The sequence below is a fragment of the Candidatus Schekmanbacteria bacterium genome, assembly GCA_016219965.1.
Taxonomy (GTDB): Bacteria; Schekmanbacteria; GWA2-38-11; order GWA2-38-11; family J061; genus JACRJM01.
The window spans coordinates 222625-246978 of sequence record JACRJM010000015.1 but is presented as its reverse complement, the minus strand read 5'-3'; the positions used below and the strand labels follow the sequence as shown (position 1 = coordinate 246978).

The window sequence follows — 24354 nt, the reverse complement described above, 5'->3', positions numbered from 1 at the left end:
AATGCGAGGTTTTTATACTATCTTTAACAAATAAACATCTATTTTCTACTGAAAATTATTGACATCAAAAGCTCTTTCTCTTAATTAACTAACATTGAATGAATATTTTTTTTGTTCACAGACGGAGATGACTAACTAAGAGGATAAAAAGTGCGTTTACCCCGTTTTGAATATATAAAGCCAGCATCGATTGAAGAAGCAGTAAATGCATTAGAGCTAAACAGCCAGTCTATCAATCAAGCAAGCAACCAATCAAAGATACTCGCGGGAGGCACAGACCTTCTCGTAAGCATGAAGCAGAGGATAATCCGCCCCGCCACAATAATAGGAATAAAATCAATTCCTGAGCTTAATTCTATCAGTCAGGAAAACGGCAGTATAAAAATTGGAGCTGCTGCCACACTTTCAGAAATTGCTGCAAACGAACTGATAAAAGAAAAACTTCCGATGTTTTGCAAAGCAGTCAAATCAGTTGCATCAAAGCATCTCAGAAATGCGGCAACCATAGGAGGCAACATCTGTCTTGATACAAGGTGCTGGTATTTTAACCAATCCCAGCTCTGGAGAGACAGCAGAGGATTATGCCATAAAACAGGCGCCTCTCTTTGCCATGAGATAAAGAACTCAGACCGGTGCCATGCAATAAATAATTCAGACACAGCTCCTGCCCTTATTACACTTGATGCAAAAGTGATTTTAAAGAAAAAGGGAGGAGAAAGGGAAATAGCCTTAAAGGATTTTTTTAAAGACAACGGAAGCAGCCACACAACAATAGAAAAGAATGAGATTCTTACTTCAATAACAATCCCTGTAAAGAATGATGACAGTCATTCAACCTTCATTAAAGTCAGCCTAAGGAAGGGAATTGATTTCTCAATCGGAAGCATCGCAGCATCCATATCCAGAGATGGGAATAAAATTTCAGATATCAGGATTGTAATTGGTTCAATTGTCTCCGCACCTGTCCTGCTTCAAAAGACATCTTCAATAATAATGAGCGCTGGATTAACAGAGCAGTCAATTGCAGAAGCTTCCAAAACCGCAGCTTCAGAGCTTGGAGCTCTAACAAACCTGTTTACCCAGTCCGGATATAAGAGACAGTTGGCAGAAAGCATGACAGCCCGGGCACTGACTGAACTTAAGGAAAAAATCAAAGGCAAAGGGAGAGGGAAGATTTGAAACAGATAATATCGCTCAATGTCAATGGGGACAGCTTCGAAGTCACAGTTTCGCCATGGGACACTCTGCTCGATGTATTAAGAGATGGGCTAAGGCTTACCGGCACAAAAAAAGGCTGCGGGATAGGAACCTGCGGAGTCTGCACTGTAATTGCTGACGGCAAAGCCATACTTTCCTGTCTTACCTTGGCTATCGAATGTGTTGGAAAAACCATTACTACTATAGAAGGTATTTCAAACAACGAAGCGCTTCATCCTGTACAGAAGTCGTTCATAGAGAACGGAGCCATTCAATGCGGGTTTTGCACGCCGGGTATCGTGATGACGGCAAAAGCGCTCCTCGATGAAAACCCAAAACCCTCAGATGACGAGATAAAGGAAGCATTGGCAGGAACATTCTGCAGATGTACGGGACATGTGAAAATCATGGAAGCTATAAAGAAAGTTTCACCTTAAAAAGGCTTAAGGTCATTATGAGTCAGAAAAAAGACAAATACAGTATTCTTGGCAGAAATACTCCAAGGCTTGACGGAGCATTGAAGGCAAGCGGCCGCTCTGAGTTCACCGATGATGTATATCTTCCGGGAATGCTGGCCGGAAAAATAGTGAGAAGCCCTTACCCGCGTGCAAAAATACTAAATATAGATACTTCAAAGGCACTTAAGCTTCCGGGTGTAAAAACAATCATCACCCATAAAGACATAGACAGTTTCATGGTCGGCCCTGACGAGATGCTTCTCTGCGATGACATGACATATTATTTCGGCGATGAAGTGGCGGCTGTGGCAGCCATTGACGAGGATACTGCCATCGAGGCGGCAGAGCTGATAAAAGTCGATTACGAACCTCTGCCTGGAATCTTTTCAATTGAAGATGCCCTGGCAAAAGGCGCACCCATAATCCATGATTATCTTGAAGACAATTTTGCTGACGAGATAAAAATGAACTTCGGCGATGCGGACAAGGCATTTGCCGAATCTGAAATGATAAGGGAAGACGAGTTCGTGGTAAATCCCACGCACAGTTGTTTTTCAGAACAGCACACAGTACTTGCTGATTTTTCGCTTCCTGACCAGCTCACATTATGGACTCCCATTCAGGCACCAACTCTTGTCCAGAAGGGAATGTCCTATAATCTCAAACTCAAGGAAAGCAATATCAGGGTAATCAATCTCAACACTGGAGGAGCTTTCTGCGGCAGAGGCGCTGACAAACCCCATCACTATATAGCTGCATTCCTTTCAAGAAAGTCGGGCAAACCTGTAAGGATAGCATGCACAGCCGATGAGGAATTCCTTGTTTACAGGGGCGGCGGTACATACAAGTTCAAGATCCGCACAGGGTTCATGAAAGATGGGACACTTAAAGCCATTGAGACAGACCTTCTGCTTGACTGCGGCGCTTACATGGAAACCCAGTTCATAGTCCTTCATTTCATTGGTTTCACATCCCAGATGCTCTATAAGCTTGAAGCCTCAAAATACAGGGGAAAGCTCGTATATACCAACAATCCGCCATATTTCTTCCATCATGGCACAGGCATGGTGGCATTCAGATTCGCATTCGGCTCACAGCTTGACCTGATAGCAAAAGACCTTGGTATGGATCCGGTGGAACTCAACCTTAAGAATGCAGTAGACAAGGGTTACACTACACCTAGCAAGATTCGCTATGCAAGCTGCGGCCTTAAAGAGTGCATTACAAAGGCGGCAAAGAAATCAAGCTGGAAGAAAAAAAATGGGAAGCTTCCCCCTTACAAGGGAATAGGAATAGGATGCGGAGTCATCAGGTCAGGCGGAAAAGGAATGTTCACACATGACACATCGGCAGTGCTATTAAAGGTCGGTGAAGACGGAAAGGTTTTTCTTTTTACCGGACTGCCAGACATGGGTCAGGGTTCCCATACTACGATGGCAATGATAGCCGCAGAATGCCTTGGAATAATGACGGAAGACATCAAGGTATTGTCAGGCGACACTGATATCACTCCGCTTGACATAGGAGCGATTTCCCAGAGAGGTACGTTTACGACAGGAAATGCAGTGATAAATGCATGCGCAGATGTAAAGAAGCAGCTCTTAAAAACTGCGTCTGCAAAATTCTCCGTTCCTGCATCTGCCGTTATTTTCAAAGAGAGGAAAGTATATCCGAAAGACGCTCCTGACAAGGCAATATCATTCGAGGATCTGGTTTTTGAAACCCTCTATTCCCAGGAGGGAAGGTTTGTTATGGGAAGAGGATTTTATAACCCGCCCATTGAAGACATAAACCGTACCACCCATGAAGGGAATTCCTCACTTGCATACTCTTTCGGTTCCCAGATCGCAGAGGTGGAAGTTGATCCTGAAACAGGGATCGTGAAACTCGTAAAAATGACAGTTGCCCATGACGTGGGCTTTGCAATAAATCCGCTTGGAGTAGAAGGACAGATGGATGGACAGGTTTTCAGCGGAATGGGTCAGACTATATATGAAGAATGTGTAATGGATAACGGGCGGGTCCTTAATCCGACACTATTGGATTACAGGACGCCACGCGCATATGAAATGCCTGAAGTAGACCATATTATTGTTGAGACCATAGACCCTTACGGACCTTTCGGAGCAAAAGAAGTCGGTCAGGGAGTAATCCAGTGTACTACGCCTGCAATCGCAAATGCAGTTTCCAATGCCATCGGATATCCGATAAAAGAACTTCCTATCACACCGGAAAGAGTATTAAAGGCTATCAGGCAAAAAAAGACAGAGCAGAATAAAGCCTGAGCAGTTAAGCTTATTTCAAAAATATTGTAGTTTTCTATCTTCGAATCTGTTATTCTTTTTTTGTTTAGTATCTGTATTTCTTGTTACGGTTCATCCTTATGGTAAGAAAAATACAAAAAATAGAAGATGTAGAAAAAAGAGGATGGCAGCTATTATCGCTGATGTTTTTCCTTCTGATTTTTTTCATCGTCTTCGCAATGATCACAATATACGAATACACCATAGTTTCAGAACTTCCCAACGGAAACATTTATTTTTACTCATTTGTAGTACTTTCTCTCCTCTTTATTGCCTATGTTTTAGAAACACGGCTTATGCTTAAAGGGCTGAGAAAAAGAATAATGGAAGACAGATTCGTGGTGGAACAGATAAAGGAAGAAACTGTGAGAGAAAGTCTTCTTTCACTTGTTGCCAGGGAACATTATGAAGACTGTCTTGCAATGCAGTACAAAAGAGCGCAGGCATCATCATCATCATTTTCCATAATAGTAATAAGAATAAACAACCTTATAACCATAGACAATCAATTAGGCTATAAAACCGGCAATGAGGTGATATGTCAGACAACAAAAATCTTCAGGGAGATTGTGTCAGGGAATAATACGGTTTTCCGTTATGCAGCTGACATTTATACAAGCATAGTTTCAGAAATTGATGAAAAAGGAACAAAGGATTTGACTCATCAGTTAGAGCATGAATTATCGCAAATCACACTGTCCGACGGGGGAAAAATAGATTTTACGGTTATTGGTACGAATTATCCTTATCACACATCAAGCCTTCATGAGCTTAGAAAGCTTGCTCTTGGCTCCTATATTGATGAGAACATAGACTGACCTCTGATAACACAGAATTTTATTGCAGGTAACCGAGTGACTTCAGCTTTTCAACTGTTTCGCCCTGAATATTCTGTTGATGCTCAATGTTTGCTTTTTCTTCATTTGCCATAAATTTATCCAGAGAATCAGACAATGCTGCTGCAGCCGGGAACTCATTAATACGGGAAACTAAATTATTATCCTCATTAGGGTCATCTTTAAGGTTGTACAACTCCTTACCTTTGCCTTTAACCGCAAGCAGCTTAAAATCTCTGGTTCTCACTGCATATTCATGTTCAGTGTTTTTCTCAAACGCAAGCCTCATATATGCGGGCTCTTCTTTGTATCCTTCGCCTTTCAGCAAATTCGCAAAACTTTTGCCGTCTATTCCGTCAGGAGAGGGAATACCTAACAACTCAAGTATGGTCGGCATTATAGAAATGCTGTCAACCTGTTCGGAAACAACTCTGTTGGATAATTTCATGCCGGGATAATGGATGATCAGTGGAACCTTGACCTCGTAATCGCAAAGCGCGTAATCATGCCCGAACTTACCATGCTCATGCAGCTCTTCGCCATGATCTGAAGTAATGACTATAATTGTATTCTCAAACAGTCCCCACTTCTTAAGTTTTTTCAGAACACCATTTATTTTACTGTCAGTGTACGCTATCTCTCCATCATACATATTTTTCACATATTCCACGTCCCTGGCTTCCATTTGTACCTTATTATAATAGGTATCACCGCATTTCTTTTTTGGATTGAGTTCACCTGAATAGCCTTGCCCAAATTTCTCCTTGAATTTTTTTGGCGGATTATAAGCGCAATGCACATCATAATAGTGGATCCATGCGAAGAATTTTTTATTTTTGTTATTTTTTATCCAGGGCAAAATGTCTTTATTAACACTTGATGCTCTTCTTTCTCCGCTCTTGTCCTCCAAATAAGAATCAAAACCCTGATTGTAGTCATACATTTTTTTCAACACCCAGGCTCCTATTGCCGCTCCTGTGCTATAATCATACTCTTTAAGAACCTCGGCAAGCGTGATGTTATCGGGTGAAAGTTTATATCCGTTGCTCATCACACCATGATTTGCCGCATATTTTCCTGTCAAGATTGAGCAATGAGATGGGCCTGTATAAGGAACCTGGATTATTGCATTTTCAAACCTGACTGACTCGCCGGCGAATTTGTCGATTGCAGGAGAGACATCTTTCTTATATCCATAACAGCCAAGTCTGTCAGCTCTTAGTGTATCTATAGTAATAAGAACTACATTGTACTGATTCTGGTAGCCCCTTAATGCGGTAATAATATCAGACCCTTTCCTGGAGAAAACAAAATACGCTCCACTCACCGCTGCAGCTATGAGAAGAAGTACAATTACAATTCTCCTGAAAGGACTATGTCTAACTATCTTCATCAATTATACCTTTCCCATCGCAGTTCTCGCATTTAGTCCTTTCCAGCGGAAGACTTTCAGGCTCTCCATCAACCCATACATCTGAACTGCTTTCTATTATCTCCTCGATATATCCCTTGCCGCTACAGGCTTTACAAGTCTTGTTTTTCTTTTCCTTAATCATTTTTCACCTCCATTAACAAAAACACATCTTACTCCTTTATCTCCGGGTTGAAAACAGCTGTTGCAGGAAACACAATCGGCCCGTTCCTTTCCGTCTCTGATTTTTTGAGGCAAATCAGGCTCCCTGATAAGAGGCCTGCTCATTGAGATATAATCTACACTCCCCTGCTCCAATACCCTCTCCATAACAGTGCGAGAACGCATCCCGCCGATTGCGATTACAGTTACTCCTGTATTTTTTTTCAAAGCATCAGCATAGGGCAACAGATAAGCTTCTTTTTTGCTGTCAGTAATCCCGGGTCTAGCTGCGCCATTTATCGTTTTTGTCTCCGCTATTGCGCAGCTAGGCTCTACAGCACATATCCCTTCATCAACCAATGCCGAAACCATTTCCAGCCCCTCTGCAGGTTCGAGTCCTCCCGGTACAAAATCCGCAATATTAATCTTCACCATCAATGGGAAATCGCTCCCGACATATTCTATGATTTTTCTGATTATCTCCCGGGGAAACTTCAAACGCGAGGCAGTGTCTCCGCCCCATTCATCAGTTCTTCTGTTTGTATAAGGGGACATAAACTGGCTTACCAGATATCCATGAGCAGCATGGAGCTGTACACCGTCAAGCCCTGCTTTTTTTACCCTTAAAGCAGCGTCGGCAAATTTATTTATTGTATCTTTTATTTCATCAGGCGTCATTTCACGGGGCACTGTTTTCATCCCCCTTGGCCGTACAGCCGAAGGAGCAACAGGTTCCGTTATCTCAGGGTCTGAGAGCCTGCCTCCGTGATTTATCTGCCCTATAACCATAATCCGTTTATCTATATTCTTTATACATTCCTTTATTCCAGCAAAGCTCTCAACCATTCTATCATCATGGACGCCCTTCATGCGCGGATGGCATCTTCCGGCAGTGAAGACAAAGGCATGTCCTAAAACAATGGCACCGCATCCGCCGGCTGCAAGCTTTTCAAAAAAACCGAAGCATTCCTCTCGCATACTGCCGTCAGGGTGAGCCATATATTCTTCTGTTGCCGAACGGACAATGCGGTTCTTGACTATGCAGCCACCTATGATCCCTTCTTCGAACAATTTAGACATCTTTTTTCTCAATCCATGTTTATTTTTTTATTTATTTTTCCCCTGCTCTTTACTTATACTAAAAAACAATGTTAACACCAAACAAAATGACAAACTATAATATATACTGCGATGGAGCGTGCAGCGGAAACCCCGGACCCGGAGGCTACGGAGTCATCATCGACTGCGGCAAATCGAGAAAAAAATACTCCGATGGGGAAAGACATACCACCAACAACAGGATGGAGCTCAAGGCCGCCATTGACGGCATATCAAGGATAAAAGACCATTCAAACATCACAGTTCATACCGACTCCCAGTACCTTGTGCTTGGCATGACATCATGGATATCAGGCTGGATAAAAAAAGGATGGAAAAACTCGCAGAAGGAAGATGTAAAAAACCGCGACCTCTGGGAGGAGCTGCTATCACTGTCAAAAAAGCATAACATAAAATGGCAGTGGCTGAAGGGACATTCAGGGCATCCAGAAAATGAAGAGTGCGACAGGATGGCAAGAGAGATGATTAAAAAAATAATGGAGGATTAACTCTCATGATCTTCAAACAAATCCCAATAGGTTCCATGGCAAATTTTGCCTATATCTTCGGATGCGATAAAACAGGAGATGGAGCACTGGTAGACCCTGCCTTCGATATTAATAAATTGCTCGCTGAATCAAAAAAGGCTGGCTTGACTATCAGATATATCTTCACAACTCACACCCATTTCGACCACATCGGAGGGCACGGAGAAATAATTTCTCAAACCGCTGCAAAGGCCGTTGTACATAAACTTGAAAGCAGTGCGCTTAAGAAAAAAGGGATTTCAAATATCATCGAAGTTGAAGACAACGACATAATACAGGTGGGAAATATTGAGGCAAAGATAATTCATACACCAGGCCACACTCCCGGAGGAATATGTATACTGCTCAACAATGAGAAACTGATTACAGGGGATACCCTGTTTATAGGTGACTGCGGGAGGACTGATCTTGCAGGTGGAAGCTCCAGACAGCTTTACGAAAGCATAGAGAAAAAGATCAAGACACTTCACGATTCAATAGAGATATATCCGGGACATGGCTACGGAAGAAAGAACTATTCCACTGTCAGGGAACAAAAGAAGAGCAACCCTGCGCTTATGTGCAAGTCATTGGAAGAATTCGAAGCACTGCCGTAAAATACTCTTCCATGTTTTGTATTGAGCTGGCTTGCCAGTCCCACTTATGTAGCAATTAAGTACAAGCAGGTCTTTGGAAAAATGCAAAATATCGTTAGAAACTACTCATTTAAGTTTTGCATTAAGTCGGCTTGCCAGTCCCGCTCCGGCACTAAACAGCAGGTGCCTTCCGCGGGATCTGCCAAGCCACTAAAAAGAATCTATTCTCCTGAAATATAAATATTCCTGAGTTTTTCAACAATAGCCAATTATTGCAAAAAAGCGTTGGTGGTCTGCATGGAGCGCATGTAGTTTTAAGCGAAATGCAGACTGCCGGCGCTTATAAATCTCGTGCCTTGTTAAAACATCTTTTTAAAAATTTATAGTTTAACAACAGATGCTATTTCACCCAACAAAACAACAGCACCTCATTATATCAAAAAAGTGGCGGTGGTCTGCATGGAGCGCATGTAGTTTTAAGCGAAATGCAGACTGCCGGCGCTTATAAATCACGCATTTCATTAAAACATCTTTTTAAAAGTTTACGCTTTAACCACAGATACTATTTCATCCCATGAAACAGCCTGCGCCTTCAGCAGTTTCATAATTGCCATGAATCCTCCGCAGGGATTTGAATAGCCCTTAAAATCAGGGTCAGTAAAATCACATTCTGTAATATAAAACCCGCATTTACTGCAAAGATGCTCTAATGACTGCCTATCATGGTAATAGACTTTTTCATCAGGTCTTTTCTCAGACCCTTTAGACAAAAGCACATTAAGCACAAGTTCGCGCTTATCGCTCTCTAAAATCATCATGAGAAGCTCTGCACAGAGACATAACATCTCCTCCTTCCCTTCCTTGTAAAAAGAGCAGTATGGCAAACATAGGACTTTTACTATTTCTCTGTTTTTCATAGTCAGCAAAATCAGACATTGAATCTGAAATGAATTATATCTCCATCCTTTACCAGATAATCCTTTCCTTCTATACGCATATGTCCCTTTTCCCTCAAGGCATGCTCTGAGCCTAAAGCCGCAAGTTCATCAAAGCTGCATACCTCTGCTTTGATAAATCCTTTCTGAAAATCTGTGTGAATCCTACCGGCAGCATCAAAAGCGGTTTTCCCTTTTTTCAATGTCCATGCCTTCACCTCTTTGTTTCTCGTAGTGAAAAAGGTAATTAAATCAAGGAGCGAATATCCGCTTTTAACAAGCTTATCAAGTCCGGATTCATTTATGTTCATTTCCTTTAAAAACTCTTTTCTGTCCGTATCATCAAGTTCAAGAGTTTCCTCTTCAAGTTTGCCGCAGATCCAGACAAACCCTGCATCTTCTTCGCCTATAGCCAATCTCAATTTTGACTCCAATTCATTGTTATTTTCCTGATTGGCTTCTCCAACATTCAGCACATAAAGACAGGGTTTGGAAGTTAAAAGAAAAAGATCATTAACTTCATCTACAGAGCTGATTTTCCTCGCAGGCACCCCCTTCTCTATTTCCCTTTTTATTCCAAGCAGGATCTCAACAAGTTCTTTTGATTTTTTTTCGCCTGACTTTGCGGCTGTCTTAGCCTTCTCGATTCTTCTCTCGACCGCCTCAAGATCTGCAAGGATAAGCTCTGTGTTTACAAGCCCGGCATCTCGTACAGGATCAACGGTCTCATAGACATGTGAGACATTGCTCTCCTCAAAGGCCCTTAATACATGGACAACTGCATCCACATTCCTGATGTGTGAGAGGAACTGGTTGCCAAGTCCCTCACCATGGCTTGCTCCTTTTACAAGTCCCGCAATATCTACAAATTCAAGAACCGTATGAACGACCTTTTCAGGTTTGATTATGTCTGCAATCTTATCAAGACGTCTGTCAGGAACTTTTGCTATTCCCACATTGGGATCTATGGTGCAAAACGGATAATTTGCAGTAGGTACTCCTGCTGCGGTCAGGGCATTGAATATTGTCGATTTGCCGGCATTAGGGAGGCCGACTATACCGCAATTAAAACCCATAAGATTTCCCCCCGAAATATAACGGGCTCAGAGCATCCCGTCTGCCTGCATGAGCTCAACAAAGCTCTTTAATATTGATGCTGTTGCTCCCCATATGAGGTCATCGCCAAGTTCATGGTAAAAACTCTTTATCCTCGCGCCTTTGTATACCTTCTCGGTCACCCTCCAGGCTCCTTCCACGGCGAGTAATTTCAATGGTACTTCCAATAGCCGCTCAATTTCAAATTTATTTATCCTATACTCGAAGGGGAATGGGAATGTACCCACAAATGGTGTGATCCTGAAACCTGTTACTGTGGCAATGTCGTCAAGAGGGCCAAGAACATGGATAAGTTCTCTTCTGAGACCTACCTCCTCTTCTGTTTCTCTCAATGCAGTATCGACAAGGTCTTTGTCTTCACTGCTTCTTCCTCCACCGGGAAAAGAGATTTCCCCCTTATGATGTTCCACATGGCTTGTCCGTTTTGTAAGAAGAACGAATGGGTCAGAATCATTGACATATAAAGGAACCAACACTGCTGAATGGACAAGATCGCTGCTTTCTATAACCACCCTGCGTCTTCTGTTAAGAAGGTATTCAATCGTTGAGGAGTTCATTTCAAGCTACTTGCTAAATTGCTATTTTTTTCCCGACCCCTGCACCATGAAAAACACATGATAACCAGATAATCAGGTACGAAGATTTAGTTAAATATTGGAAGTTTCAGTATCCATTCAACATCAAACAGCTCGCCAACAGTGCCAAGCGCGAGAAGGAGAACATAGATTATAAGAAGAGTAAAAATTATTTCTCCCTTGTAACGGCTAAAAAAACCTGTGCCTTCCTTTGTTTCTATTTCTTTTTCCATTTCCTCACCTGTCTGTTTTATTGTCCAAGTTTAATTAAACATTTAAGACAAGTCAACTTTTTCCGGTCATTCTGCCCGGTGTTAATTTGAAAAATCTAAGACACATAAAAAATGTTCGTATTGATATATCAACAAACCGTGCAAGATAGGCAAATAAAATAAACTTTTCAGGCCAGCGTGGGTATATCTCTTTCAAAGTGTTTTTGCAGGGAAAAAGAGACTCGATAAAAAACTTTAAGCAGGCATTGCTGCTTTGCCCGGACCGCCCCGATTGCCCTCTAGATAGAATGACCAATAACTCACTGAAACTGCCTATATTCCTTCCGTCTACAGCCATTTGAAATATCCTTTTAGCTATCTTATTTTCGCGGAAATTTTCTTTAAGCTTTTTCAATGCGACGGTATCTATTGTGCTTATTCCGGTCTCATGGATATAGGCAAGGGAGTAATAGATGGGAACAGAAGTGGCGTTTGCTTGAGATATAGAAAGTATATAATCATAAAATTCCTTATCACCGTATTTCCTTATTATCTCTGCTGTGTCTATGCTCCAAATTATCCTTGAAAAAGAATGTTTAAAACAATGGAAGGCGGAATACAGCAATGAGTCAGATGGGGAAAGTACGAAAGCCCCATCAACTTCAGGATGGGGGATACAATCACTCCAGAATAATTCCGGATTGAAGCTGTATATATTTTTCCTTGAACTAATCCTCTCCGAGTCAATTATATCAGTATGGATATCGATGGTTATACTCCCGCTTTTCATTACTCCCCTGTATTTCTTAAATTGCGTAAAACCTAATGAACCGAGAGTTTTTCTTGCATCCTCGAATCTGTCTTTATGGATAAGAATGTCTATATCACCTACATATCTTAACCCCATATTTTCATATAACGTACCCAGAAACCCTCCCCCGCCAAGTAATATCACTCTTATCCCGTCATTCCTGAAAGCTGAGGCAAGTTGATTGCATATCTTAAGAGCTCGCATATTTTTGGAGAGGTTTTGATAATACTCTATTTCGAGCTTAGAGAAAAAGGCGGGAGGGACAACCTCATCAAGTCCCGATGCTAACAAGGCATTATATATAAACGGGGCAACATCAAATTCTTCCCCCAGTTTACAAAGCCTTTCCCATGAAAACTTTCTTGATGAATATAGAGCTATGTTTCTAAGATGTGAGGCAGACTCTTCTGAGAACCCGGCTTTCAGGGACGAAAAAAGGAAACTTATTTCCCGATCATCAGAAGACAGCGCTTTATTTTCATATTTCATGCACTTTATGATATAGAATAATTATTCAAATTAAAACTCCCATGACAGAATATTTTTTTGACATGCTTTTTGATATACACGGAATCCACGTTAGGCTTGTTTCTGACTCTCATAAAATAGGCAATTCAGTTTCACGTGAACTTATAGGCTTTGCCGCACAGAAGAAAGTTATTCCATCGATTACAATATATGTATGCCGGCATACCGATGGGAAAAGTATCACTCCTGAAGTTGTGCAAAACGCAGAACAAATAAGTCCCGGAATCTTTACTTTTACAGACTTTCAAGAAATGAAAAGCACCATACTTTTAAAGAGAGGTTATTCATTCGATGAAGCAGTCCTTGTCACACTCTCAATAGTGGGTTACATTTCCCGCTTCTTACTTGCAAAGAAAAAGCAGCTGACAGGCATCCATTCAGCATCACTTGCATACGGAAGTAAGGGAGTGCTTCTTGCCGGGAACTCCGGCTCAGGAAAAACCACCATGTCTCTTTTACTCATAAAAAAAGGATTTAAATATTTATCAGATGAAGAGACATTTATTGAAAAAAAAAGAGACAAGCTAACGCTCCTTTCTTTCCCCCGGCATATAAGGATTGGAGACGGTTTTGCTGAATCTTCCGAGGGGAAAGATATGATTACTGGACATACTTTGACGCGATACAGCGCATTTTATCAGGATGGATTTATAATCAACCCGGATGACATTTCTTCCGGATGCCGGCTCAAGAGCGCCAAACTGGCTGCTTGCATAGTCCTTGCCGAATCCGAGAAATACAAAAGACTCACAGTAAAGAAGAGCAGCGGTACCGCTTATTTATATAAGCTTCTTTCACTTGCAGAGACTCTATCAACTAATACTGAGACCGATAGCGTGCAGAAAATAATCAGAAAAAATAACAGGAAGGCGTACGACATAATAAATTTTATGTTCGACACCACCCCTGTTTTTCACATACAATACAGTCTGAAGAAAAACAGCGCAGAGCTTGCAGATTTCATAAAAGAGATTCTCGATTATTGTAAATAAACGACTGTAAATAATAATGATTGCAAAAAAATGATTGTAAATAAAACACTCTGAATAAAATGACTGTAGATAAAACAGATATTTTGGATAAAATACCGGTTCATGCCCCTCATATACTTTCACGCATTGAGAATGGCAAAGCCGTGATATTCGATGATACAAATGGAGAGCCATCCTTGCTAAATGAAACAGGGTCATTGATATGGAGCCTTTGTAACGGTAACCTAAGCGTAAGAGCAGTAATATCAGAAATGGCTCATCTGTATGAAGGAAATTCTTCTCAAATGGAAACAGAGATAATTGATTTCATAAGTCTTCTCTCATATAAGGGAATTATAACTCTTTCTTAGAAACTTCATGCTTCTAGAATCTCCCATAGAGGTTGTTTGGTCTTTTACTTCAAGGTGCAACCTGCAATGCCCTTTTTGTCTTGTAAGTTCAGGAAAGGACAAAAAAGATTCTACCGGAGATATGGGGAAACTCAGGATACTTGAAGAAATTATAGATAACCGCATACTTAAAGTTGTCCTGACCGGAGGAGAACCACTTGCAGATAATCTCACCTATCACATTATAAGCTCATTAAGAAATGCAGGAATATCCGTCGAGCTTACAACTAACGGTACACTGCTCAACAGGGAAGCTCTTAATAGGCTCAAATGCAACGGCCTTAAGAACATACAGATAAGCATACACGGCTCAACACCGGAAATTAATGACATGCTGACCGGCGGAAAGTCATTCAGAAAAATAGTGAATGCCATTGAGCTCTCTTTAATTTCCGGAATCCCAATCCATACAAAAACCACATTGACTAAACATAATATCTCAGATGCACCTTCACTCGTTAAACTTTTATCTTCGTTTGGAGTTACATCAATATGCCTTGATGAAGTCGTACCCATTGGAAGAGCATTGAATAATTACGCATCACTAAAACCCTCTGTAGACGAGTTATTAAATCTTGAAAGTATGATTGAAGGGCTTGAAAAAAAATATTCTGCAGAGATAGATTTCAAGAGCTTCTCTCTATCAATGCGCCAGGATGGATGTGCTGCGGCATGCACTCTGGGTGATGAAAAGTCTTACCTCTCCACTATATCAGAGCAAGGAAACATGTATCAGTGCAGTATGTCAGCTTTATTTGATGTTAGAAACAATGTTCTGGAAAAAGGACTGAAAAAATGCTGGCAGGATATCAGGGCTTTCAGGAAATTCATCAAACCGGAAAAACTTACCGGAGTCTGCGGGTCATGCGAATTAAAAGATAAATGCAGGGGGGGATGCAGGGGTATTGCTTACAGGATGACCGGCAACCTCTGGGGGTCATATCCTCTTTGTCCTCTGGCGCAGAACGGAAAGTTTACTTCTGACAACAATACTTGTTATTTTAAGGAGAATAAATATGAAGAGACGCGAATTCCTTGAAAAAGGGAAGAAAACCCTGACAGTGGCTGCTGCTGCTTCGGTAGTTAAAAAATGGATAAGCCCTAAGCTCATATCACTCGACGACTCTGCTTATGCCGACACTATATGCCCTAAGAAAAATGATGCTATTGAAAAAGCCAATAAAAAATGCAGGCAACAGAAAGGGAAGCACTTCAGCTAAGGAGTCTCTAAGCTTTTTCAGGCTCTTCTTATTTTTTTCTGAGAAGCTTCTCTGTAAGGTCTGATTTGGAAAAAGGCTTATCTATACGGGGAACAGTGAACTCATCAAAGAAATCCCTTGTACGCTGATTATAAGAATCACCGGTAATAAAAACCATTTTATCAGACATCATTTCCATTTCTTTCTTTATCCAGAAATATAGCTCAATGCCGTCCATATCAGGCATGTTGATATCACTTATTACATAGTCATAATCCGACTGGAGGAGCATATCCTTGGCTGCAAATCCGTTCTCAGCAAAGTCAATAATATACCCTTCATCTTCCAGCATATCCCTTACCAGTTCGCCGATAATCTTCTCGTCATCTACAACCAGAATTTTTTTCATATAGAAAACAAGTCACTTTAAAATTTAGATTGTTCCCCTTCTTCGAATCCGTTAACAGGTATCAGATCTATAAGTGCTCTTCTTATATCATTCATTTTAATTGGTTTATGGAGAACCTGGCAGGCACCGCAGCGTTTTATCCGTTCAATATTCTCTTCCGATGGCTTGCCTGTTATGGCAATTACAGTTATATCTTTTGTTTCTGGATTTTTCTTAATTCTTGTACAAACATCATACCCGTCAAGTCCCTTCATAATAATATCAAGAAAAACAACCTGCGGTTTAAAAGTTGTAATAATCTGCCCTGCCTCAAATCCGTTGCAAGCACCTTTTACCTGTATGTTAGGATCGATTTTTGAGATAGTCTCTTTCAAATAATCAATTATGAACGATTCATCATCAACTACGAGGATTCTGCTGATCTGGTCATCATAGATACCCTTTGATGGAATACCGGATTTTTTCAGGAAAGAATCAAGATCTTCTACTAGTATTCTTCTGTGTCCACCGGGAGTTTTATAGGATCTTATAAGACCGTCATTTATCCAGCGAATAACCGTCATCGGTGTAGCATTACAATAGGCGGCAGCCTGATAAGTAGTTAATACTTTTTTTGTCATGCTTCCCTAATTAGTGAGATTTGTTGATTAATTCTTCACTCAGACATTAGTTTATTGTAAATAGAATTTATCTGTCAACAATTATCACTTCTTTTTATTAATCTGTTAATGAGGATTACACTTGCTAACTATATTCATATTATATTCTATAAAGCACAAATTAACAATTGACAAAACCGGATTAAAATTACTTTAATTTAGCTTTAGGATAAGGGGAAAAAAGAGTGAGAAAAAAACCTCACACAAAAAAAATAGTCCATACACAGCAAGATAAAATAAATCATTATCTGAAAAAGTTAAATTCTTCAAAAAGCAAAGAAAGCATTCTTCAAAACACGCTGCTCTACTCAATAGCTTTAACCGGTTCAGACGCCGGAGTTGCTACCATCCTAAAAGAGAATTGCGTTGAACTGGCAGGTATATATAATAATGGAAAATGGGAATCAAACCTCCAAGCGAAATATATTGAGAGCCTTAACGATTACTTCACCAATCCGAATAAAAAAATCAAATCTCTAAGGCATATCCCCCGGGAACTGCAATTTAAAGAACAATACCCATACTTAGCAAACAATTTAATAATAAACCTGAACAATAAAAAAATAGGAGCAATCATATTGTTCAGAAAACATGCTCCTTATGAAGAAAATGAATTAAAAGAGATAAGACTTTTTCTCACACATACAGGGATGATGCTTGAATCAGCGCTGAACAAAGAGACAAAAAACAGATATTCAACAAATCTCAAAGCAATCAATAATATAATCAAGTATATCACTTCAGAGCGTTCAATGACTCAAATAATAAAAAGAATAGCCCCCGTCATGAAGCAGATAGTCAGATTTGATTCCATGGTCATTACAGTGTTTGATGAAGAAGAAGACATCGTTACAGATCTCTATCATTACAGCACGGAAAGGTATTGGGAATCAAAGAATATTAATGCACCAATAAGTTCGCCTAAAATAAAATATATCCTCAAGACGAAAAAATTTCATATCTCGGCTGACATTCGAACTGACCCAAAACTGCCTGCCAGACAGACTGCAGTGGATAGCGGAATGGTTTCTGAACTTATTGTCGGGTGCCTTTCAAAGGGAAAGGTGCTCGGAGCACTGTCCCTGATGAAAAAGGAAAGTGATTATTATACAAAGGCTGACGGGGAATACGCTGAAATGCTGTCTCGCCAGCTTGGGAATGCGATCGAAAGATTCAGATACAATAATATTATTTCCAGAAAAAACAGATACTCCGGGGCCACAAACTTCATCACAAGGGAAACACTGTGTTCAAAGAATACCACACATGCCATAAAATATCTTTTTAAAGAAATGAGTGAATGCGTTCCCTTTGATGCGGCGATGATTGGTTTTTTCAGCGATGATTTCCGGAAAGTGCGTATTCAAATCTACGTTAGTGGAAAACTCCGGAAGGGAATAGAGTATGATGTTAATCCTGACAACAAGGAAAGCCTTGTTTACCACCTTAAAAACAGAAGAAGATTTCTTACAGTAGACCAGGCAGAAAAAGCAAGTTTCATGGAAGAAAAGATTGCGGTAATGAGCGGATTGCAGTCAAGTGTTATCGCTCCTCTTTCAATGCCTGATAAAGTAATAGGATTCCTTGCCCTGGCAAGCCGTAAGAAAAAAGCATTTGACCAGACAGATCTCTCAGGCACAGGGATGATAGCAGGGAATTTCACAATGGCACTGCAAAATAACATCCTGACGAAAGATGCCATACAGGAAAAACTAAACTGGGAAAAAACTTTCGACTCCATTTCAGACTATATTCTTTTAACCAACAGTGATGGGAAGATCATTCACCTTAACAAATCTGCACAGGGATTAATCAGGAAAACTGGGAAACTTACAAATGTGCAGGACATACAGACTTTTTTTGCAAAACTTGGAATAATCGTTGATGAAAGCTATAAAACCGTCACATTTGATGAAAGCAAAACAGTGAACTTCACAGTTCAGGCAAAGGATAAGAGCAGATTTTATGAAATATCCATAAATCCCTGTTGCATATACAAAGTCGAAAAGCCCGAGACGGCAGTATTTCTTATAAAAGACATCACCCATCATAAAAATACGGAGAGCGAGTCAAAGAGGCTTTACAAAGTCGCATCAAAACAGGCTTTCCAGCTAAAAACGCTGAATATTATAGCAAAAATTTCAAACAGCAGTGTCCCTTCTAATAAAGTTTTTTTTGATATTGGGCGTGAGATTGAAAAGGTTATTCCCTTTGACAGCATAGGGAGAATATGGGTCTATGACAAGGAAAAGAATCCCATCTCAATTTATTTTCTTCGTCAGCAACACATCAGATTCCCGGTTGAACAGGCACTGAAAGCCGGAATCGGTCAAACAGCCATATCGGAAACCATAAGAACAGCAAAGCCATTAATCAGGAATATTAAAGACGGTTTTAATACATTTACAGAAGATAAACAATGTCTCAGATATGGTGTAAATTCCATAATGTATATTCCTTTGAAATCCAGAAAATCCATAAGCGGATGTATAACTCTTGGCAGGAAAAATAACGATTGTTTCACAGATGATGATATTCCTTTTCTGGAACAGGTAGCTGTTCACATTTCTTCTATGATTGAAAGAAATGTACTTTTAAAAAATATTCTCATTGCCAACAAGGAATGGGAAACAACCTTCAATTCGATTTCAGACTACATATTCATTACCGACCTCGACTATAACATAACAAAATACAATGAGACTTTCAGAAAAACATTCATAGAGCCAATGGTTCACCGTTCTTCTGTCCCAATTAAATGTTATGATTTGTTCAACTGCACTAATTACAAAAAAGACGGCAAATGCATTACACACAAATTAATGGCGGGAGCAAAACCTACAATCATAGAATATGAAGATAAAGAACGCGGTAGAATTCTGCTGATTTCTGTTTCTCCTATCAGCATGCCGGAAACAGGAACAGAGGGATGTGTACATATTGCCACTGACATAACTGATATAAGAAATGCCGAAAGAAAACTTAACAAGCAGACGTCACAGCTTGATACCCTGCTGAATGATTTTCCTGATTCCATAGTTATGTTCGATTCTGATAAAAAAGTGATAAAATCGAACAAACTCGCTCAGAAAGTCCACGGATTCATAAATGATACTTCGTTTGATGATTTTTTGAATGATTTTCTGAAAAATATTAAGATGACAGATCTAAGCGGCAAGGAAGTACCTTATGACTCGTTGCCTCTGGTCAAAGCTTTCAAGTACGGTGAACCCACCATAAACAATTTATACAATCTTGAGTTCAAGGGAGGGAAAAGAATCTGCGGCATAATCAACGTATCCCTTATAAAGGACAGAAAAGGAAACGTGCAAAACATAATATCAACTTTCAAGGACATTACCGAGCAGAGAGAAAAGGATGATAAATTAATAAAACAGGCTGAAGAGCTAAATAACATTTTTACAACCTTTCATGATGGTTTGTTGATTATAGATATAAAAGAAAAAAAAATAATAGGGAACAATGAAGTCAAGAAAATCTTTGCAAATCCTGAAGAGACTGATTTTAAATTCGACCCGGAAAGTTTCTTTTTGCGTAACCGCTACTTTGACACAAACGGAATTGAGATTGAACCAAAAGACCGCCCCATAGCAAAAACCCTTAGTGAAGGAATCCCAATCGTAAACAAAGAAGTCACTCTTTTAGTTGACAATAAGAAAAAATCTTCTCTACTGGTCAATACCGCGCCACTCCTCGACAAGAATGGGGAAATTTATGGGATACTCGGTGTTTTCAAAGATATAACTGCACAGAAAAAACTGGAGATACAACTTATAAATTCTGAAAAACTTTCAAGCCTTGGTACAATGGTTTCCGGAATAGCCCATGAATTAAACAATCCGCTTTCCGGAATCCTTGGGTTTTCAGAACTACTGCTTGGCGAAAAGTTCCTGCATGATAAAATAAAAAATAAGATAAAGACCATACATACTCAGGCTGAAAGGGCTGCAAAAATAGTTGAAGGACTTCTATCTTTTTCAAAACAAAAAGCCGCGGAGAAAAGCCTCTTAGACATAAACAGAACTGTCGAGGACACACTTGAACTTATCAACTACGGTCTTAAAGAAAGCAAAGTAATAGTCAGAAAACATTTGGGGAACAACCTGCCATTAATCTATGGTGACAAAAATCAGATCATACAGGTCATAATAAACGTAATAAACAATTCTGTTCAGAGCCTATTAAAAAAAGGCGGAGAGGGATTCATAAAAATATCTTCATCTTTAGAGCTTCACCATGATTCAAATTCTGATAAAAAGAAAAAAGAAATAAGAATAGACATAGAGGATTCCGGGATAGGTATAGAAAAAAATCATCTGATACAGATATTTGATCCTTTTTTCACAACCAGCCCAACAGGTGAAGGAACAGGTCTTGGGCTTTCAATATCCTATGGGATAATAAAAGAACATGGAGGTGAGATTACAGCAGAAAGCACTGTGGGAAAAGGGACTACAGTATCCATTTTTATACCGGCAAGTGATATGGAAAGCTCTGAACTTATACTAACCCAAAAAGTTTCAATCACACCTTTTCATAAACTCAAGAAATTGACACGTATCCTTGTCATAGTTAGTGAAACTGCATTCGGACACGGAATAGCTGACTCCCTTAACAATAACATGCGAATAATTATGAAAGCCAAGAATGCGAATGATGCACTGGAAAAAATAAAATCAGTTGATTTTGATATTGTTATAAGCGGACTCAAATTGCCTGATATGGACAGCATCTCCTTTTACAAGGAGGCCACAAAGATAAAAAACTATCTTGCCGACCGCTTCCTCTTTGTTACAGAACAAGCTACTGATTGGAAAACAAATAAGTTTCTCAGAATGACCGGAAACAAATATATAACAAAACCTTTCAAAGAATCAGATATTCAAAAGGCCGTAAGTACCTTCTTTTCAAATTAAATCCTGCTGATCCTGAAACAGCATGCAGAGGCGCCTTTCAAAACATGCGCAGTCTCTTTAGCCCTTAGCACATTGTATTTCTCGAGCAGATCAAAATCATTATAACAAACAGGGCGGCACGGAGCAGGCATTCCATGTTTTACTGTAGCTTTGAGATGAGGACAGTTCCCGAGATATTCATACCATACCTTCTCACCATTTTCTTCTCTCTCTTCAATATGCAGTTCCCATCCAAATATCCTCGATGCTCCCGTTTCAGCAGCCATCATATCCTCCAGCTTGATGGCTTTAATCTTCTCGTAATTTTTTTTAAATTTTTCCTCTGTAACATTCCTGAATATTTCTGCTCCCTCCTCATCCCCACAAACCTTTTTCAGATTTTCATAAAGTTCAGGCAAAGCAAGGGCAAATCTTTCCAGCAATACTTCCTTTTGCTTTTCCTCAAAAGTCATGACAATTCCTCCTCAAAAATATGTCACTGCGAGACGCAAAGCGACGCGGCAGTTTCATGTTAACCAAATCATATCCGCTATTGACCTGATTTTTTTCAGCGAGCCTTCTTTGGAACTACTACTATCCCTGAATCCCTGCATATAAAGCTATTTTCAAGAGTCGCAGCACCCTCTCCTATGACAGCACCGGGAGGTATCATCACATTTTTATCAATTATGGAACGGGTAATCTTAGCGCCCTCACCGATGTCTACATTGTCCATTATGATTGAATCCTTGATTTCGCTGTAACTGTGGATGCGCGCATTCCTTCCTATTATGGAACCCAATACTTTTGCACCGCTTACAATGGTCCCTTCTGATATAAGGGAATTAATGGCGGTACCTGTCCTTCCTTCCTCCGCATGGACAAATTTTGCAGGCGGATTGCTGTAACTTACAGTCCTTAAAGGCCATTTGGGATTATAAAGATTAAATACCGGCCTTATGTTCTTAAGATCCATGTGTGCTTCCCAGTAGGCCTCGATAGTCCCGATATCCCGCCAGTAGCCGGCCTCTTCACCGGATTGTATTCCCGGAATAACATTGGTTTTAAAGTTATATGCGAAAACCTTCCGCTTCTTGTAAATATCAGGCAATATGGTTTTGCCGAAATCATGGGCAGTTTCCCGCACAGCATCCTCTTCAAGCACTTTCATCAGCACATCAGTATTGAACAGATAATTACCCATGGAGACAAGTGCAAGCTCCGGCATTGAAGGAATCGGTTTGGGGACCTTGGGTTTTTCTTCGAAACCGATAATCTGCCACTTCTTATCGATTTCTATTATTCCCATCCCCTCGCACTTTTCGACCGGATACGGAACAGCAGAAACTGTCACTTCCGAATTGGTGGTCACATGATAATCTATCATCTGCCTGATATCTATCCGGTAGATGTGGTCAGCTCCGAATATGGCGACAATATCAGGCTTGAATCTCTCTATGAGGTGAAGATTCTGATAAATTGCATCAGATGTTCCCTTATACCAGGACTCACCTGTGCGCATCTGAGCTGGAACAGGGATTATGAAGTGGTCACGGAGCAGACCGCTCAATCTCCATCCGTCCTGAAGGTGCTCGGCCAGAGACTGGGATTTAAACTGTGTCATTACATAGACTGCGTAAATTCCGGAATTAATGAAATTGCTGAGGACAAAGTCTATTATCCTGTATTTGCCGCCGAATGGCACAGCAGGCTTTGCTCTGTCTCTGGTCAAAGGGTAAAGCCTCGTTCCCTTCCCTCCTGCCATTATCATGCCAAGAACTTTCTTACTCATAGACTTCTCCTATTATGGGAATTAATTATCCTGGAATAAATATCTTCAAGACGTTCTATTATCCTTTCCCATGAAAATTTTTCCAGTACTATCTTTCTCCCCTCATCTCCGAATTTCCTTCTCAGTTCCCTGTCCGACATAAGTCTGTCTATGGCTGCCGCAAGTTCTGCTGCATTGCCTGCCTCAAATATGAACCCGTCCACTCCATCATCCACAACCTCGGGCACCCCGCCGACCCTTGATGCCACAACGGGTGTTCCACATGCAAGGGCTTCAACATTTACAATCCCGAAATCCTCATGGATAGAAGGAAGCACATATAAAGCTGCTGATTGATAGAGTGCAGGTTTCAGGCTTTCTTCCACCGGTCCGGTATATCTTATCTCATGATATCCTCTCGAAACCTCAGCATCTATAAGTTTCACAACTTCCTTAAAATAAGCATCATCAGCAACCTGTCCGACAATCAAAAGCTTCACTCTTTTTTTTACGAGAGGCATTGCCTCAAGAAGAGTCTTCAGGCCTTTCCTTTGTTCTATTCGCGACAGGAAAAGGACGGTATCATCCTTTTTGCTTTCATAGTCAGGTTTGAATATTTCCGTATCAACTCCATGATACAAATAGTCAGAACGTTCCTCTTTAATCCCAAGTTCACGAAGAAGACCAAGAGATTGCCTTGTAGCTGCAAGATGATAATCGCTTGTAATTGCCAGAATATGTTTCCATAGAGTGCGCTCTTTGTAAAACTTAAACTGCTCTGTAAGGGTTATGCAATAATGTATCTTGGGTATATTGTTAAACAGTGAAAAGAAAGGAAAAGAAAGATCGATCATGTCGAAAAAATTGATGATGTCATATTCCCTTTCAAGTTTTCTGAATCCCGGCGAGGGTATGGCCCCGCAATTGATTATATTGAGGACATTGCTTTTTTCACCTTTTGCACGCGGTAAGGGATTTATTGAAGGCCATCTTATTACTTTTACTCCATCATCATGGAATACTTCTTTTTTCCATTGCGGCTCCCAGAACTTGTCTATATAAAGGCTAAGAACATCTGCCTGATGTCCTCTCCTGGCAAGTCCCCTGCTCAAATCCTTAAGCAGCGGCTTTACAGCTCCAAAAATATGAAAAGAATAATGAGGAATAACTAAAAGTATTTTCATTTTTTAGTCCGAATCATAAACAACATTTTTTCATTATACAAAAATCAACACGCCCAGAAAAATAAGAAAA

At 40.3% G+C, this 24354-nt stretch carries 24 protein-coding genes; 11 read left to right on the top strand and 13 right to left on the bottom strand.

The window, feature by feature from the left end; translation table 11 throughout:
* Positions 1-150 precede the first annotated feature (150 nt).
* From HZA77_14455 to HZA77_14440, 4 genes are all read left to right on the top strand, one after another.
* Entirely contained in the window at positions 151-1179 is a 1029-nt protein-coding gene (locus HZA77_14455; protein ID MBI5376632.1) for an FAD binding domain-containing protein, read from the top strand.
* Entirely contained in the window at positions 1176-1634 is a 459-nt protein-coding gene (locus tag HZA77_14450) for a (2Fe-2S)-binding protein (GenBank protein ID MBI5376631.1), read from the top strand. The genes HZA77_14455 and HZA77_14450 overlap by 4 nt, the downstream gene beginning before the upstream one ends.
* The gene (locus HZA77_14445; GenBank protein ID MBI5376630.1) at positions 1583-3940 is read left to right on the top strand and encodes a molybdopterin-dependent oxidoreductase; all 2358 of its coding nucleotides are present in this window, start codon (positions 1583-1585) and stop codon (positions 3938-3940) included. Before HZA77_14450 ends, HZA77_14445 begins: the two co-directional genes overlap by 52 nt.
* 98 nt (positions 3941-4038) lie before the next feature.
* Positions 4039-4776, top strand: coding sequence for a diguanylate cyclase (locus HZA77_14440; GenBank protein MBI5376629.1), 738 nt, complete (start codon positions 4039-4041; stop codon positions 4774-4776).
* Positions 4777-4795: 19 nt separating this feature from the next.
* On the opposite strand, the gene HZA77_14435 is transcribed toward HZA77_14440, so the two are convergent.
* From HZA77_14435 to HZA77_14425, 3 genes are read right to left on the bottom strand one after another with little or no spacing between them, the layout of a single operon-like run.
* Positions 4796-6187 carry a sulfatase gene (locus HZA77_14435; GenBank protein ID MBI5376628.1) on the bottom strand — a complete coding sequence of 464 codons (1392 nt, stop codon included), beginning with the start codon at positions 6185-6187 and terminating at the stop codon, positions 4796-4798.
* Positions 6174-6350, bottom strand: coding sequence for a hypothetical protein (locus HZA77_14430; GenBank protein MBI5376627.1), 177 nt, complete (start codon positions 6348-6350; stop codon positions 6174-6176). The genes HZA77_14435 and HZA77_14430 overlap by 14 nt, the downstream gene beginning before the upstream one ends.
* Entirely contained in the window at positions 6347-7447 is a 1101-nt protein-coding gene (locus HZA77_14425; GenBank protein ID MBI5376626.1) for an NADH:flavin oxidoreductase, read from the bottom strand. The genes HZA77_14430 and HZA77_14425 overlap by 4 nt, the downstream gene beginning before the upstream one ends.
* Positions 7448-7533: 86 nt before the next feature.
* On the opposite strand from HZA77_14425, the gene rnhA reads away from it, so the two are divergent.
* Positions 7534-7974, top strand: a complete 441-nt coding sequence (rnhA, locus tag HZA77_14420; GenBank protein ID MBI5376625.1) for a ribonuclease HI — start codon at positions 7534-7536, stop codon at positions 7972-7974.
* A 5-nt stretch (positions 7975-7979) separates the two neighbouring features.
* On the top strand, positions 7980-8609 hold the full coding sequence (locus HZA77_14415) for an MBL fold metallo-hydrolase (GenBank protein ID MBI5376624.1): 630 nt from the start codon (positions 7980-7982) through the stop codon (positions 8607-8609).
* Positions 8610-9130: 521 nt separating this feature from the next.
* On the opposite strand, the gene HZA77_14410 is transcribed toward HZA77_14415, so the two are convergent.
* From HZA77_14410 to HZA77_14390, 5 genes are all read right to left on the bottom strand, one after another.
* Complete coding sequence (locus tag HZA77_14410) at positions 9131-9505, bottom strand: hypothetical protein (GenBank protein ID MBI5376623.1); 375 nt, start codon at positions 9503-9505, stop codon at positions 9131-9133.
* A gap of 11 nt (positions 9506-9516) precedes the next feature.
* Positions 9517-10599: a redox-regulated ATPase YchF gene (gene ychF, locus HZA77_14405; GenBank protein ID MBI5376622.1), complete on the bottom strand. Its 1083-nt coding sequence runs from the start codon at positions 10597-10599 to the stop codon at positions 9517-9519.
* Between the two features lie 27 nt (positions 10600-10626).
* The gene (locus tag HZA77_14400; GenBank protein ID MBI5376621.1) at positions 10627-11196 is read right to left on the bottom strand and encodes a CoA pyrophosphatase; all 570 of its coding nucleotides are present in this window, start codon (positions 11194-11196) and stop codon (positions 10627-10629) included.
* A gap of 86 nt (positions 11197-11282) precedes the next feature.
* On the bottom strand, positions 11283-11447 hold the full coding sequence (locus HZA77_14395) for a hypothetical protein (protein ID MBI5376620.1): 165 nt from the start codon (positions 11445-11447) through the stop codon (positions 11283-11285).
* A 52-nt stretch (positions 11448-11499) separates the two neighbouring features.
* Entirely contained in the window at positions 11500-12726 is a 1227-nt protein-coding gene (locus tag HZA77_14390) for a nucleotidyltransferase family protein (protein MBI5376619.1), read from the bottom strand.
* A gap of 62 nt (positions 12727-12788) precedes the next feature.
* On the opposite strand from HZA77_14390, the gene HZA77_14385 reads away from it, so the two are divergent.
* From HZA77_14385 to HZA77_14370, 4 genes are read left to right on the top strand one after another with little or no spacing between them, the layout of a single operon-like run.
* Entirely contained in the window at positions 12789-13757 is a 969-nt protein-coding gene (locus HZA77_14385; GenBank protein MBI5376618.1) for a hypothetical protein, read from the top strand.
* A 59-nt stretch (positions 13758-13816) separates the two neighbouring features.
* Positions 13817-14107, top strand: a complete 291-nt coding sequence (locus tag HZA77_14380; GenBank protein MBI5376617.1) for a PqqD family protein — start codon at positions 13817-13819, stop codon at positions 14105-14107.
* A gap of 7 nt (positions 14108-14114) precedes the next feature.
* Positions 14115-15185 carry a radical SAM protein gene (locus HZA77_14375; GenBank protein ID MBI5376616.1) on the top strand — a complete coding sequence of 357 codons (1071 nt, stop codon included), beginning with the start codon at positions 14115-14117 and terminating at the stop codon, positions 15183-15185.
* Positions 15163-15366 carry a hypothetical protein gene (locus HZA77_14370; protein ID MBI5376615.1) on the top strand — a complete coding sequence of 68 codons (204 nt, stop codon included), beginning with the start codon at positions 15163-15165 and terminating at the stop codon, positions 15364-15366. Before HZA77_14375 ends, HZA77_14370 begins: the two co-directional genes overlap by 23 nt.
* 28 nt (positions 15367-15394) lie before the next feature.
* Here HZA77_14370 and HZA77_14365 read toward each other — a convergent pair whose 3' ends face one another.
* Positions 15395-15754, bottom strand: a complete 360-nt coding sequence (locus HZA77_14365; protein ID MBI5376614.1) for a response regulator — start codon at positions 15752-15754, stop codon at positions 15395-15397.
* A gap of 17 nt (positions 15755-15771) precedes the next feature.
* Positions 15772-16374, bottom strand: coding sequence for a response regulator (locus HZA77_14360; GenBank protein ID MBI5376613.1), 603 nt, complete (start codon positions 16372-16374; stop codon positions 15772-15774).
* Between the two features lie 224 nt (positions 16375-16598).
* On the opposite strand from HZA77_14360, the gene HZA77_14355 reads away from it, so the two are divergent.
* Positions 16599-21350, top strand: coding sequence for a GAF domain-containing protein (locus tag HZA77_14355; protein ID MBI5376612.1), 4752 nt, complete (start codon positions 16599-16601; stop codon positions 21348-21350).
* Here the strand turns inward: HZA77_14355 and HZA77_14350 are convergent.
* The 3 genes from HZA77_14350 to HZA77_14340 all read right to left on the bottom strand — a co-directional run bounded on the left by HZA77_14350 (position 21347) and on the right by HZA77_14340 (position 24284).
* On the bottom strand, positions 21347-21802 hold the full coding sequence (locus HZA77_14350; GenBank protein MBI5376611.1) for an L-2-amino-thiazoline-4-carboxylic acid hydrolase: 456 nt from the start codon (positions 21800-21802) through the stop codon (positions 21347-21349). The two genes, HZA77_14355 and HZA77_14350, sit on opposite strands and share 4 nt — an antisense overlap.
* A 95-nt stretch (positions 21803-21897) precedes the next feature.
* Positions 21898-23121, bottom strand: coding sequence for a glucose-1-phosphate adenylyltransferase (gene glgC, locus HZA77_14345; GenBank protein ID MBI5376610.1), 1224 nt, complete (start codon positions 23119-23121; stop codon positions 21898-21900).
* On the bottom strand, positions 23118-24284 hold the full coding sequence (locus HZA77_14340) for a glycosyltransferase family 4 protein (GenBank protein MBI5376609.1): 1167 nt from the start codon (positions 24282-24284) through the stop codon (positions 23118-23120). The genes glgC and HZA77_14340 overlap by 4 nt, the downstream gene beginning before the upstream one ends.
* Positions 24285-24354: the final 70 nt, after the last annotated feature.